At 32.3% G+C, this 12,980-nt stretch carries 12 protein-coding genes; 2 read left to right on the top strand and 10 right to left on the bottom strand.

Features of this window, described 5'->3' with window-relative positions; translation table 11 throughout:
* Positions 1–48: 48 nt before the first annotated feature.
* Both AC3ASS_RS04555 and AC3ASS_RS04550 read right to left on the bottom strand, forming a co-directional pair.
* Positions 49–138, bottom strand: a complete 90-nt coding sequence (locus AC3ASS_RS04555; protein ID WP_488282327.1) for a YjcZ family sporulation protein — start codon at positions 136–138, stop codon at positions 49–51.
* An 82-nt stretch (positions 139–220) separates the two neighbouring features.
* Positions 221–310: a YjcZ family sporulation protein gene (locus AC3ASS_RS04550; RefSeq protein WP_488282326.1), complete on the bottom strand. Its 90-nt coding sequence runs from the start codon at positions 308–310 to the stop codon at positions 221–223.
* Between the two features lie 249 nt (positions 311–559).
* Here AC3ASS_RS04550 and AC3ASS_RS04545 point away from each other — a divergent pair, with 249 nt between their 5' ends.
* Positions 560–1,402, top strand: coding sequence for a peptidylprolyl isomerase (locus AC3ASS_RS04545; RefSeq protein ID WP_488282325.1), 843 nt, complete (start codon positions 560–562; stop codon positions 1,400–1,402).
* A gap of 118 nt (positions 1,403–1,520) precedes the next feature.
* On the opposite strand, the gene AC3ASS_RS04540 is transcribed toward AC3ASS_RS04545, so the two are convergent.
* From AC3ASS_RS04540 to AC3ASS_RS04515, 6 genes are all read right to left on the bottom strand, one after another.
* The gene (locus AC3ASS_RS04540; RefSeq protein WP_488282324.1) at positions 1,521–1,703 is read right to left on the bottom strand and encodes a sporulation YhaL family protein; all 183 of its coding nucleotides are present in this window, start codon (positions 1,701–1,703) and stop codon (positions 1,521–1,523) included.
* A 99-nt stretch (positions 1,704–1,802) separates the two neighbouring features.
* Positions 1,803–2,747 carry a 3'-5' exoribonuclease YhaM gene (yhaM, locus tag AC3ASS_RS04535; RefSeq protein ID WP_488282323.1) on the bottom strand — a complete coding sequence of 315 codons (945 nt, stop codon included), beginning with the start codon at positions 2,745–2,747 and terminating at the stop codon, positions 1,803–1,805.
* Positions 2,748–2,805: 58 nt separating this feature from the next.
* Positions 2,806–5,736: an ATP-binding protein gene (locus tag AC3ASS_RS04530; RefSeq protein ID WP_488282322.1), complete on the bottom strand. Its 2,931-nt coding sequence runs from the start codon at positions 5,734–5,736 to the stop codon at positions 2,806–2,808.
* A gap of 17 nt (positions 5,737–5,753) precedes the next feature.
* Entirely contained in the window at positions 5,754–6,932 is a 1,179-nt protein-coding gene (locus AC3ASS_RS04525; RefSeq protein WP_488282321.1) for a metallophosphoesterase family protein, read from the bottom strand.
* Between the two features lie 173 nt (positions 6,933–7,105).
* Positions 7,106–8,356 (bottom strand): ABC transporter permease, encoded by a 1,251-nt coding sequence (locus AC3ASS_RS04520; protein WP_488282320.1) that lies wholly within the window; start codon positions 8,354–8,356, stop codon positions 7,106–7,108.
* Positions 8,349–9,248 (bottom strand): ABC transporter ATP-binding protein, encoded by a 900-nt coding sequence (locus AC3ASS_RS04515; RefSeq protein WP_488282319.1) that lies wholly within the window; start codon positions 9,246–9,248, stop codon positions 8,349–8,351. Before AC3ASS_RS04515 ends, AC3ASS_RS04520 begins: the two co-directional genes overlap by 8 nt.
* 170 nt (positions 9,249–9,418) lie before the next feature.
* Between AC3ASS_RS04515 and AC3ASS_RS04510 the strand changes: the two genes are divergently transcribed.
* Positions 9,419–9,604, top strand: coding sequence for a YhzD family protein (locus tag AC3ASS_RS04510; protein WP_488282318.1), 186 nt, complete (start codon positions 9,419–9,421; stop codon positions 9,602–9,604).
* A gap of 89 nt (positions 9,605–9,693) precedes the next feature.
* On the opposite strand, the gene AC3ASS_RS04505 is transcribed toward AC3ASS_RS04510, so the two are convergent.
* Positions 9,694–11,307, bottom strand: coding sequence for a long-chain fatty acid--CoA ligase (locus tag AC3ASS_RS04505; RefSeq protein WP_488282317.1), 1,614 nt, complete (start codon positions 11,305–11,307; stop codon positions 9,694–9,696).
* 154 nt (positions 11,308–11,461) lie between these two features.
* Positions 11,462–12,979: a coproporphyrinogen III oxidase gene (locus tag AC3ASS_RS04500; protein ID WP_488282316.1), complete on the bottom strand. Its 1,518-nt coding sequence runs from the start codon at positions 12,977–12,979 to the stop codon at positions 11,462–11,464.
* Between the last annotated feature and the right edge of the window lies 1 nt (position 12,980).

Raw genomic sequence — 12,980 nt, 5'->3', positions numbered from 1 at the left:
GAGTGGGACTTTTCCGTATAGAAAAGTCCCTTTTTTGTCTACCATGCATTACCACCAGCATGCACAGCCGACAATAATTAAAAGGATAAATAATACAACTAGTAACGCGAAACCACCGCCTGCATATCCTCCAGACATAACTACACCTCCCTACCAGTCGTAGTGTATATTATTCAATTCCTTTATTTTTCGTTTAGGCGTTTCCCCTAAAAGCTAAATTTTAAATGAAACCTCCACAACTACAACCTACAATAATGAGTAAAATAAACAGCACAACTAGTAACACAAAACCGTTATTAGCATGAGACATAAGCAAATACCTCCTTTATTGTGTTCGATTTATCCTATGTTTTTTGTCTACTGGTCGTATAGTACAAATACCTAATTCCATCTATTTTTTTGAAGAAACATTTTATTTCACGGGATCATTTATGATATAGTTAATTTTGTGGAATAATGGATATTGTCCTTTCGTAATAACTCATCAATGACCTACACTCAAACATATATAAGGACAACAAAATGCTCTAGACTAGAAAAGATTTAGGAGATGTGGAACATGAAAAAGCTCGTACTATCAGTTGGACTTGTCATCGGAGTTTTATCACTAACAGCTTGTAACAACGATTCAGAAGTAATCGTCGAATCTAAGGCTGGAAATATTACAAAAGAAGAATTTTATAATGAGTTAAAGGAACGCTACGGCGAAGAAGTTCTCCAAGAACTCGTCTATGAAAAAGTGTTAAATGACCAATTTACAATTCCTAAAGAAGAAATCGAAGAAGAATTAGAAAAAATTAAAAATGAATTGGGAGACAATTTTGATTTAGCTCTTCAATCTTCCGGTATTTCAGATGAAAAGGAATTGAAGGAAATAATTAAATTTAGAAAGTTACAAGAAAGAGCAGCCATACAAGATGTTAAGGTCACTGAAGAAGAATTAAAAGAATATTATGCGGAATTAAAACCAGAAGTAAAAGCTCGCCACATTTTAGTTGAGGACGAAGCAACTGCGAAAGAAGTTAAACAAAAATTAGATGCTGGTGAAGATTTCGCTGCTTTAGCAAAAAAATATTCCAAAGATTCAACAAGTGAATCAGGCGGAGACTTAGGTTGGTTAGTTGAATCCCAATTAGATCAAGATTTCGCTAATGCAGCTTTCAAATTAAAAGAGGGCGAAATTAGTGAACCTGTTAAATCTCAATTTGGATGGCATATCATTCAAGCAACAGAAGTTAAGGAGAAAAAACCTTTTGAAGAAATAAAAGAAAAAATTGAATACGAAGTAAAAGTTTCAAAAGTAGACAATGCGAAGTTTCAAGAAGCATTAAATAAAGCTTTGAAAAAAGCAAAAATTGACGTAAAAGATAAAGACTTTAAAGATTTATTTAAATCTGAATAAATGAAAAAACAAGCATCATTTTCCTTAGGTGGTAAATGATGCTTGTTTTATTTAGTAAAAAATGGAATGAATTTTGTTCAGCATTTCAATATAAAATTAAGTTTTATCCTTAAGATTTTTACATCCCAACAGAAGTTTGTCGTTTTCTTTCCCTTTCTTTTTTCATTCGCTCTAAATACACTTGACCTTCTCTTTCTGCTTCTTCCATCTCTAATTTTCGTTCCTCTCGTGATGTTTTAATAACCATATACGCACTAATGATAATTCCACCTAAAATAATATAAACCCAAAACGGAACCATTTTATCCCTCCTAATAGGTTGTCCATTATTCAATATATGAACAAGGAGGAGAAAATATGAAATATGGATATGTTTATGATAGTTTGATATATTGAGAATTTATTTATGAAAAGTAGGTTTATAAAAGGAACGATTATCAAGTGCAAATATTTTTTCCGTAAATTCTCCGGGCTTCACCTTTTGTAACGCTCGATCCATCATATTCATTTTTGCATCAAGATTATCTATATAATGTAAAATCTCTGCCTCTTTTATTAATGGTGGTTTTGGGCTCCCCCATTCAGCCTTTCCGTGATGACTTAAAACGAGATGCTGAAGAACAATCACTTCTTCTCCTTTAATTCCTAATTCATCTGCTGCTTTACCAATTTCATTGACCATAATGGAAATATGACCGAGGAGATTCCCTTCAACTGTATAAGAAGAAGCAATCGCTCCAGATAATTCCATAACTTTCCCTAAATCGTGAAGAATAATTCCTGCATATAATAAATCTTTATCTAATGATGGATACAGCTGACAAATGGATTTGGCCAAATCGAGCATCGATACAACGTGAAACGCTAATCCAGAAACGAAATCGTGATGATTTTTTGTTGCTGCTGGAAATTCCATAAATGGTTTTTGATATTTTTTTAATAAATGACGAGTGATACGTTGAATATTAGGATTTTGCATTTCAAATATATATTGTGTAATTTTACTCGACATTTCCTCAATGGTAAGTGGAGCTGATTCAAGAAAATCGGATATTTTCACAGAATCCGCTTGGGTAGCAGGACGAATATGTTTAATCCGAAGTTGAATTCGGCCACGGAAATCTTGAATTTCTCCACTAATTTTTACAATAGTTTCCGGAATATACATTTCCTCATCTTCTCGGGATACATCCCATAATTTTGCTTCAATAACTCCGCTTTTATCTTGAAGGATTAATGTTAAAAAAGGTTTGCCATTACTAGCAACTCCTTTTGTACAGCTTTTTACAAGAAGGAATTGATCCACTTGTTCCCCTACTTCCAAATATTGAATACCCTTCACCAAGACCCCTCCCTAACCTAATACTCTAGTAAAACTTACTGTATAGTTACTGCATGAAAATTTATTGTAAATAAAGTATAGCATCATTATCGAACTTCGATAATAATCTGCGATGACAGGTAAAAAATATTACTTGATACTGACGACTTATGTCTTTCAATAGTAAGATCATTTTTTCCAATCGATCATCATCAAAATGGACAAAACCGTCGTCAATGATAATCGGGTATTTCCATTTTCGATCCATCTGTGTCATCAATGCAAATCTTAAAGCAATATATACTTGCTCTTGTGTTGCCTGACTCAATTCATAACAATGGAAAACTGTTAAATCCGCTCTTTTTACTAATAATTCATCATTTGTATCGTCCAATAATATTTCATGATAAGCATGATTCGTTAAAATCGAAAGATAATATCCCGCTTGTTGCAACACTTTTGGTAGTTTCTCGTTTTTATAACGATTAATGGTATTGGAAAGAACATATTGTGCAATTGCATATGTTGCCCATTTTTTGGCTAACTCTTGAAATTCGAATTTCTTATCATAATATTGATAAAGAAGCTCGGTATATGTTCCTCCGTTTTCTAGTAATTCTATTTTATGTTTGATTTCAGCCAATTCGCGTTCCAACATTTCTATTTCTTTTTGAAGTCTCTCCATTTGCATTTCAACTTCGTACAATTCTTCATCTGAAAATGGTTTCGGATCTATTTCACTTTGAATTTTAGATAAGATCATAGGAGGAATTTGCTGCTGAATCATTTCTAACCGTTTCTCTATTTCTATTTTTCTTTCCCATTTTTCAAAATAGACATTCCATTCTTCAACCGTATGTAGTTGAAATTCGTTTAACTTTGATTTCAATTGTTGTTCATAAAAATTTTTATCTTTTTCCAATAAATGATATTCTTCTTTGTATTCTATCAACTTTTTGTTTTTTTCTTCCCATTGATAAAATTTCCGAAGTTCTTCTTGTAATAATTTTTTTAATACAAAAATAAATGAGTGGAAATCCGTAAACTGAAAGTTTCCATCTTCAGAAATTTTCTTTATTGTATCGCCATATTCGTGTAATTCTTTTTCCATTCGAAGTAGTTTATTTTTTAATTCATTTTTTTGTAATAGTTTCATTTTTAATTCATCAAGCAATGTGACTGCTTGATGGATATGTTCAATCCCCAATTCTATTGGTAAGTGTAACATTTTGGCTATGTTTTGATATTCAGATTGTAATTTTTCATACTCAACATTCCAAAGCTTTTTTTGTTCGGCAATCGAGTGCGCATTTCTCTCATCTTGTTCTAATTGCATGTCCAAAACTTCTAGCTGTTTTCGAATCATTTTATCTCTTTCAAGTAACTGAATGACTTCATTCCCATTTTCTTCACTTTCCATTCGCCGAAATTGCTCTAACAATTCTCTTTCTTTTTCTTTATACTCATTTAGAATGAAATCATTTGGATCTTTCCGATAATAAGAAAATATGAAATATAAAATGCCAATGATTAATAATGAAATTGCTAATTCGGATTGTTGAAAGAGAAAACTTCCTATGGATAAAGAAAAAAATAATATAGGAATACCCCATTTTGAAAACAAATTTGATTTTGCAATACTTTTTTCCAATAGAGATTTTTGCTTTTTCACAAATTCTATTTCTTTTTCAACGAGTTGTTTTTCTACGTCGGAATGTACTTTTTCATATTTTACTCTAACATCTTCAGGTAACAGCTTTCTTGATAACGTATCTTTATTTTTCTTACGCTGAAGAATCTCTAATTGAATTTGCTGGAGTTGTTGATCCAATGAACGTTTTTTATCTACTAAAGTATGGCGCTTTTTCTCTAAATTTAAAATATTGGATTTCAAAGACATTCCTATCTTTAGCGACTCAATCTCTTGATCATTAGCTGTAATATTTAATTCTCTTTTTATTCTCTTAATCTCATTAGAAAGCTCTTCAGTTTGAAAGCGAATGGTTTCTGCTTCTTGATCCAATTTATTTATATACGGTGCTTTTTCCAAGACGGAAGATATGAATGTTTCGTTTTCAATGAGATACTTATTTATCTCAAGCTCGGACATCTCTTGTTGAAGAGAATCAATATTGTTCTTTAATCGTTCTACATGATTTTTCACTTCAGAAAGTTTATGGATAAGATCACCTATTCCCTCTATTTCTTCTTGTTTTAATTGTATGTCTTTAACTAAGTCATACTGTTTTTTTACTTTCATCCAATCTTGAATGAGTGGGAATGTACGATTCCATTCATGCAGTTGATTTTTTTCATCTGTTAATCTGGCAAAACGTAGTCGGTTTTGTTTCAACTGATCTCGTTTTAATTCATAGTCTTTTATAAGATTTTCGTATTGTGAAATATTTTTTTTCGCCTCTTGAACTTTCAACTCAAGTTCTTTTAGTCCTCTTAGCTTTTCATTTAATAAAGGCTTCATTCCTTGTTTTTTAAATAGATTGTCTAACTCTTTTTGCAAAGTTTTTTCGGTTTCAAAAATACGATTCGACCCAATTGCACCGGCGGAAAATAAAAATCTGCTTAAATCTTCTTGTTTTACTTTATGTACATGTTGCAATCCATGAATATTAAATGAATAAATCGATTGGAAAAATGATTTATCTATATGGTCTATTATTTCAAGGAGCAGTTCTTCATCCCCGGTAGTGCCGTTTTCAAGAATTACCGTAACATCCCCCACTGCTTTTCCTTTCACACGTTCAATTTGAATGTTTCCAAATTTCTCATGATGAAGAATAATCTTCCCTCCATACTTTCCATGATATTTTGGTTCATATCTTAACTCACTTTGATTTTTCAATGGAAAGCCAAAGAAAATACTATGTATAAATGACATGATTGTCGATTTTCCTGCCTCATTTTCACCAAAAATCACTTGGAGGGAGTTAATATTATTGATGATAAAATTTTCAAATTTCCCGTATCCGTAAATGTGTATTTCTTTAATAATCAAGTTTCTCCCACCATTCATTACTTAAAATAGTCATAAAGTAGATTTTTAGATTGTTCAATTAATTCTTCTTTTTCTTTTTCAGTCAATTCTTCTAAAAATTTTCGTGCGTGTACATGTGAATACAGTGGTGATAGAACTTCATCAAGAGAAATAGGTTGTTGAATTTCTTGTTCTAACTGATGAAAAAAATCTCCTTGAAACATCGAGAAATGATTTTGATTGTTGATTTGAATCTCGTGCACCCATACAAACGGTGTTTGAAATTCCTCTTGGTCTTGCAAAATGGATAATAATTCTTCTTTTGATTCCTCATAATCGTAATTTGTAAATTCTATTTGGAGAAAAGTATTGGTATTTTTTCGCCAATGTTCTTTTCGTTGCAAACAAAAATCTATTAAGGAATCTATCGTTTTGTAATCTTGGCAGTCTATCACTTCTTGCTCCCATATACAGTAAGCCGTTTCAAAAAATTGCACTGTTGTACCGAATTCACTTAGTTCAACAAAGTAAGCTCCTTTATTTCCTAATTCTTTTTTATTTCTCCCTTGGATATTTCCTGGGTATATGATATAAGGTTGTTGACACAAAATTTGTCTTTTATGTATATGCCCAAGTGCCCAATAGTCAAACTCCTTCTTTAAAAGTTGATCGAGGGTAAATGGTGCATAGTTGTAATGCTCATTATTTGCTTGATCTTGGCCATGTAAGATGCCAATATGAAAATCAGCTCCATTTATCTTTTTATATTGTTCAATCATCGATTCATGTACATGTTTATAAGGATAACTAAACCCATACAAATGAACCGATACATCGTTTTTTCTATATTTTTTCACATCCACATAGCTAGGAAAAACATGTACGTTTTCTGGAAATTTAATATTTGTCCAACTTCCGCTTAAATGATCATGATTCCCATGGATGATATAAACAGGAATATCAACATCATTTAACCTTCGAAATCCATCACGAAGTCGAATTTGAGCACGAATACTTCTATTCTCTCCATCATATAAATCTCCAGCTAGAATTAGAAAATCTACTTTCCTATTTATTGCTTCATCAATAATGCGGTTAAAAGCTTGAAAGGTACTTTCTTGAACTCGTTCATAGATTGTACTCGGTAACGTTTTCAATCCAACAAATGGACTATCTAAATGCAAATCTGCCGCATGAATAAAACTTATTTTTTTCATCAGATTTCTTCCTTACCTTTTTCTTCTATTGTAACATCTAAAAAATACGAATGCACGTTCTGTTCTATAAGCAAAATTATTCATATAGATGAATTTTACTTGGATTCTTTTCTAATCATTGTAATAAAAAAACGAGTATAAATGGTTTTTCACATCTATACTCGTTTTTTGAGTTATTTATTTTTGGTTAGTTGGAGTGCTTTTTTAATGTCTTTTAATGCTCCTGATTGTCCGTACATTAATACTCCACCTTTATAAACTTTTGCACCAAAGATTGCTAATAACACAATTGTGATAATTAATATTCCAATTCCTAGGAATCCTTCCCAAAGAGGAAGATCTAACATTCCTACTCTTAAAAACATTAACATTGGCGTAAAGAATGGAATATAAGAAGTAACAGTTACAAAGGATGCTTCTGGATTATCTAAACCAAATACTGCTAGCATAAAGCCTGCAACTACAAACATTATCATTGGAGTAATCATTTGTTGAACATCTTCAATTCTTGTCACTAGCGAACCTAAAAATGCAGCCATCGTAGCATATAATAAATATCCAAGTAAACAGAATACTACACCATAAATAATTGTAGAAAGCTGTGTGTCTTGGAAACCAAAGAACGTGAAAAATCCTCCACTCATCGTTTCAAGGTTCTGTTTAATAGAGAAATATCCAACCCCAATCCAAACAATTAATTGCGTCAAACTTACGAGGGCAATCGCAAAAATTTTCGCGAACATTTGAGTAATTGGCGATACGCTTGAAATTAATATTTCCATAACGCGGGATGATTTTTCCGTAGCCACTTCCATTGCAATCATATTAGCATATAAAATAACTAAGAAATAGATGACAAAAAGCATAACATAAACCATTCCACGTGTTTGGCTTAATTCTTCTTCTGATTTGGCATTTGCTTGTAACGCTTCTCTATCAAATTGGACAGGACTATTTAACATTAGTAATTGTTCATTAGTTAAGTCTAATTTGTTGGCAGCAACAAAAGTTTTTACTTGATGTAATGCTGTTTGCAATTCATTTGCAATGGATGAGTCCGCAATCGATTCTGATTTATATAATCCTTTAATTAACGCTTGATCATCCTGTTGAATAATTAAATATCCTTCTAATTCACCTTCTGTTACTTTGTCCGATAATTCTTCTTCTTGTTCCGTTGTTTGTACAATATGAATGTCTTCATTTATATTGCTCATTTGTTCTTTAAAAAGAGCAAAAAATTCTTCTGTTTCATCTTTAACAGCAACCGTTACTTTTTCTTCTGATTCAAAATAATCAATGATTTTCGAAATGTTTGTTAGAGCCAATATTAAAACGAGAGTAATAATCGTTGAAATAATAAATTGCTTCGATTTCAATTTTGACATGTATGTATAACCTAAGACCGTCCAAAAATTATTCATATTCCGCACCTACTTTCTCAATGAATATATCATTTAATGAAGGTTCTTCTAATGCAAACTTACGGACAAAACCTTTGCCAGATAATTCTTTAAAAATTTTCTCAGCAACGTATTCACCCTCAATTTGCAACTGAATACCTTCTGTTGTCATTTTGGATTTTACAACTCCAGGAATATCTTTTAAGAAAGTTACGTCAAAATCAGCGTGAACAATTAAGTTTTTCTTTCCAAAACTACGTTTAATCTCACGTAAAGATCCATGTACAACTGGACTTCCTTTATGCATAATACATAGATGTTCACATAATTCTTCTACATGTTCCATTCGATGGCTGGAAAAAACAATAGAAGTTCCATTATTTTTCAAATCAATGACTGCACTTTTTAACATTTCTACATTGACTGGATCTAGTCCGCTAAACGGCTCGTCCAAAATTAATAGTTTAGGCTTATGAATGACAGATGCAATAAACTGAATTTTTTGTTGGTTACCTTTGGATAGCTCTTGAACTTTTTTATTAGCATACTCAGGAACTTTAAATCTTTCTAACCAATAATCTAATTCTTTTAATGCTTCTTTTTTATCCATTCCACGCAATTTAGCTAAATAGGCGATTTGTTCATTTACCTTTACTTTAGGATATAATCCTCTTTCTTCAGGTAAATAACCTATATACGGACTTGTCGAATAGTCTATTTTTTTTCCATTCCAAGTGATGTTCCCTTCCGTAGGATCTAATATCCCTAGAATCATACGGAATGTTGTTGTTTTACCGGCCCCATTTGCCCCTAAAAAACCAAACATTTCTTTTTCTGGAATAGAAATATTCAAGTTATTAACAGCCGTAAAATTACCAAATTTTTTTGTTACATTTTCAAGTTTTAATACCATACCCTACTCCTCCTTCTTTATATGATTTACGGATGATATCAAATAAGGATTCACTTTTGTTAAATTTTTTATATAATCATAATATAATGAACATTAAATCATTTCACGCACTATAAAACTATTATATCAAATAGACATTAGTATGAATAATTTTGGAAAGGGGACGGAGGATGAAAATATATAAGCTTACAGCATTTGAAAGTAATGGGGAAAAATTATTAGATGAAAGTATTGAGGCAAAAAATGATGGAGAAGCAAAGAAAATTGGTGAAAAATTGCTATTTGAAAAAAATTTAGCAAATAAAACTCATCGCTTAGTTTCCCCTGAAGGAAAGCTATTGTTATTCCATGTTTGAACGTAATTCAAAAAATGTTGCTAATTCTGTTTTTAAAATAGAAACTCCTCTCTTGTTAGTGAAAGCTAACAAGAGAAGAGTTTTTTCACTTACTTCGCCATTACCTCTTTTACTTGTTCTCTTAATGTTCTCTTTAAAAACTTTCCGACACTTGTTTTTGGAATTTCATCCATAAATAGAATTTCATCCGGTAGCCACCACTTTGTAAATTGCGGTTGGAGGAAGTTTAATAAGTCCTCTTTTGTCGTTTTTCCTTTATATTCTTCTTTTAATACAACGCATGCCACTGGCCTTTCTTGCCATTGTTCATGAGGGACGGCTACAACTGCAGCTTCAAACACTGCTTCGTGTGTCATAAGAGCATTTTCCAAATCTACAGAAGAAATCCATTCTCCACCACTCTTGATTAAATCTTTTGTACGGTCAACAATTTTAATAAATCCCTCTTCATCAATGGTCACTACATCTCCTGTATATAACCAACCATCTTTAAAAGCTTCATTTGTCCGTTCATCTTTATAATATTCGGAAGCAATCCATGGTCCCCGTAAACATAGTTCACCCATTTCTTTTCCATCCCATTTAACTTCTCCATTTTTCCCTATAATTTTCATCTCTAATCCAGGTACTAAGATGCCTTGTTTTGCTTTTATCTCATACTTTTCATCTTCAGGGAGGTCTTCTTGGTAAGATTTCATCCGTGCTATTAGGGCAAGTGGGCTAGTTTCCGTCATACCATATGCATGCATAAATGGAATATTATATTTCTTTTCAAACGCTTGAATCATTCCTTTAGGAGCGGCAGATCCTCCGCAAAGAATCGATCTAACATGTGACATATCATACCTACCAGCTTCCAATTCTCGCAATAGTCCTAACCAAATCGTTGGGACTCCTGCAGCAATCGTTACTTTTTCTTTTTCCATTAATTCTGCTAAAAGTTTCGGGGTGAAATACGGACCAGGCAATACTAAATTCGCTCCAAACCAAACAGCAGCAAACGGTAATCCCCACGCATTTACATGGAACATTGGTACAACTGGCATGGCTGTATCTTTTTCACTCACTGCTCCCCCATCCGCTAATCCTAGAGCAAAACTGTGTAAAAAGATTCCACGATGAGAATAGACGACTCCTTTTGGATTTCCAGTTGTTGCGGATGTATAACACATACCAGCAGGATCGTTTTCATCAATATCTTTGCTATATTCATACTTAGAATTACCTTTTTCCAACAATTCTTCATAATGATAAACAGGTGATAAAGAGGTTTCTGGAAGGCTTTCTTGATCGGTCATAATAATAAATGCTTCGACCGTTTTCAGTTGGTCTTTACAGTTTTCTAAAAGAGGTAATAAATCGTCATCAACGAGTAAAATTTTATCTTCCGCGTGATTGATGATGTAGGAAATATGTTGAGGTGATAAGCGAATGTTAATCGTGTGTAGAACTGCCCCAATACATGGAATGGCGAAATAAGCTTCCAAATGGCGATGATGATTCCAAGCGAGTGTACCAACTCTGTCTCCTTTTTTTACCCCTAGTTTTTCCAACATGTAAGCTAATTTTCTCGTTCTTTCTCCGATTTCCTTGTACGTAAATGTTTGAATTTTAGTAGAAGTTCGAGATACAACTTTTTTCTTTGAAAAAAACATTTCCGCCCGCTCAATCATTTGAACCATGGTAAGCGGTGTGTTCATCATAAAAATATCCCTCCTAGTTCATCATAAAAGCCTGTATTATCCTATGACAGGCTCAATAGGAACATTCGCCTAAAATAAGAAAAATCCTTCTATTTATTTGAATTTTTAGAAATTTTAAAAATAAGCCCATTTCCTCTTGGAAATGGGCTGTCTATTAAATATTTACTTTATGAAAAGTTTCATTTAAAAATTGAATTTTCTTTTCCGTATATTCTTTATAATTATCATTATAAGATTTCGGGTCTTTTGGATTAGCAAAATGTGTGATTTTTCCTGTTTTCGGATCAATAAACTTACTAGAAGCTCCACATCCAAGACCAATGATTGTTTGCATTTCTTCCATAATCATTATATTGTAGATACTTTCCATGTTTTCTTTTGCATATCCAACGTTTTCTAGATTTCCTAAAATATTTTTTTGTCGATATAAATAATATGGAGCATATTTATGTTCACTCGTCCATTTTTCTGCTAAATTCATCATCTTTTGTACTTCTTCTCTATCTGCTACTTTGTATCGATGTTTATTTTTTGTCATCTCGGAAGCACGTTTGAACGATAAAGTATGCACAGTCAAAGATTCTGGCATTAATTTTTCCGTTTCTTGTAATGTGTAGGTAAATTCTTCAACACCTTCACCCGGAAGTCCAATAATTAAATCCATGTTAATATTAGTCATTCCCATTTTTCGAGCTAAATGAAATTTTTCAATTGTCTCATTCACGGTATGATGGCGACCGATTGCTTTTAACGTTTGTTGAATATAAGATTGAGGATTTATGCTAATTCGGTCAATATTCCATTTCTTTAGCACTTGCAATTTTTCCTCTGTAATCGTATCCGGTCTACCTGCTTCAACAGTAATTTCTCGAATGCTTTCTACATGAGGGAAAGATTCGTACATGCGTTCATATAGCATATCCATTTCTTCTGCAGTTATCGATGTTGGAGTACCTCCACCATAATAAACCGTTGTTATGTTAATTTCATTTTCCTTTAACCATTTTCCAATTGCCTCTATTTCATAATGCAGCCCACCCAAAAATGAATCAACTGATCCTTGACGGCCGCCTATGGCATATGCTGGAAACGTACAATACGCGCATTTTGTTGGACAAAATGGAATCCCAATATAAATGCTCACTTCATTTTTTAATTCATATAGATCTGGAACAACCTTTAATTGTCGATCAACAATTCGCTGCATTAACTCTATTTTTTCATCCGTAATCAAATAATCTTCTTTTAAAGTTTGATAGACCTTTTCAATTGGTTCCCCTTCTTTAATTTTTTGATGAAGAAGTTTCGTTGGACGAACTCCTGTTAAAATCCCCCATTTTTGTTGTATTCCTGTATAATCTTGTAATAGCGTTAAAAATACACGAAGAACAGCATTTTTCACAATTTTAAAATGAGCTTTTATATTTAAGTCCAATGGAAAATCTATTTCTTTTTCAAATGATGAACTAATAACCTTTTCATGATATTTTAATGTTCCAGTAACTTGTAGCCTTTTATTGATTTCCCATTCAATGAAAATTTCAATATCATCATTGTTATGAAAATTTTTTTCTTGATTGAAGAAAACTTCTATATCTTCATAAAAAAGATTAGCAATTAACTGTACCGGTCGAAAAAAGCGTTCATCCTGAAGCCCATGCATATATATCATC

The sequence above is a fragment of the Bacillus sp. JST-5 genome (assembly GCF_057747715.1).
The sequence above is the reverse complement of the archived record's forward strand: the minus strand, read 5'-3'. Positions and strand labels throughout refer to the sequence as shown.

What these genes read in the sequence shown, in the direction of transcription:
- AC3ASS_RS04500 (WP_488282316.1), bottom strand. Translation starts at nt 12,979, where the DNA reads ATGATATATATGCATGGGCTTCAGGATGAACGCTTTTTTCGACCGGTA.
- AC3ASS_RS04525 (WP_488282321.1), bottom strand. Translation starts at nt 6,932, where the DNA reads ATGAAAAAAATAAGTTTTATTCATGCGGCAGATTTGCATTTAGATAGT.
- AC3ASS_RS04545 (WP_488282325.1), top strand. Translation starts at nt 560, where the DNA reads ATGAAAAAGCTCGTACTATCAGTTGGACTTGTCATCGGAGTTTTATCA.
- AC3ASS_RS04550 (WP_488282326.1), bottom strand. Translation starts at nt 310, where the DNA reads ATGTCTCATGCTAATAACGGTTTTGTGTTACTAGTTGTGCTGTTTATT.
- AC3ASS_RS04520 (WP_488282320.1), bottom strand. Translation starts at nt 8,356, where the DNA reads ATGAATAATTTTTGGACGGTCTTAGGTTATACATACATGTCAAAATTG.
- AC3ASS_RS04555 (WP_488282327.1), bottom strand. Translation starts at nt 138, where the DNA reads ATGTCTGGAGGATATGCAGGCGGTGGTTTCGCGTTACTAGTTGTATTA.
- AC3ASS_RS04540 (WP_488282324.1), bottom strand. Translation starts at nt 1,703, where the DNA reads ATGGTTCCGTTTTGGGTTTATATTATTTTAGGTGGAATTATCATTAGT.
- AC3ASS_RS04515 (WP_488282319.1), bottom strand. Translation starts at nt 9,248, where the DNA reads ATGGTATTAAAACTTGAAAATGTAACAAAAAAATTTGGTAATTTTACG.
- AC3ASS_RS04505 (WP_488282317.1), bottom strand. Translation starts at nt 11,307, where the DNA reads ATGATGAACACACCGCTTACCATGGTTCAAATGATTGAGCGGGCGGAA.
- AC3ASS_RS04510 (WP_488282318.1), top strand. Translation starts at nt 9,419, where the DNA reads ATGAAAATATATAAGCTTACAGCATTTGAAAGTAATGGGGAAAAATTA.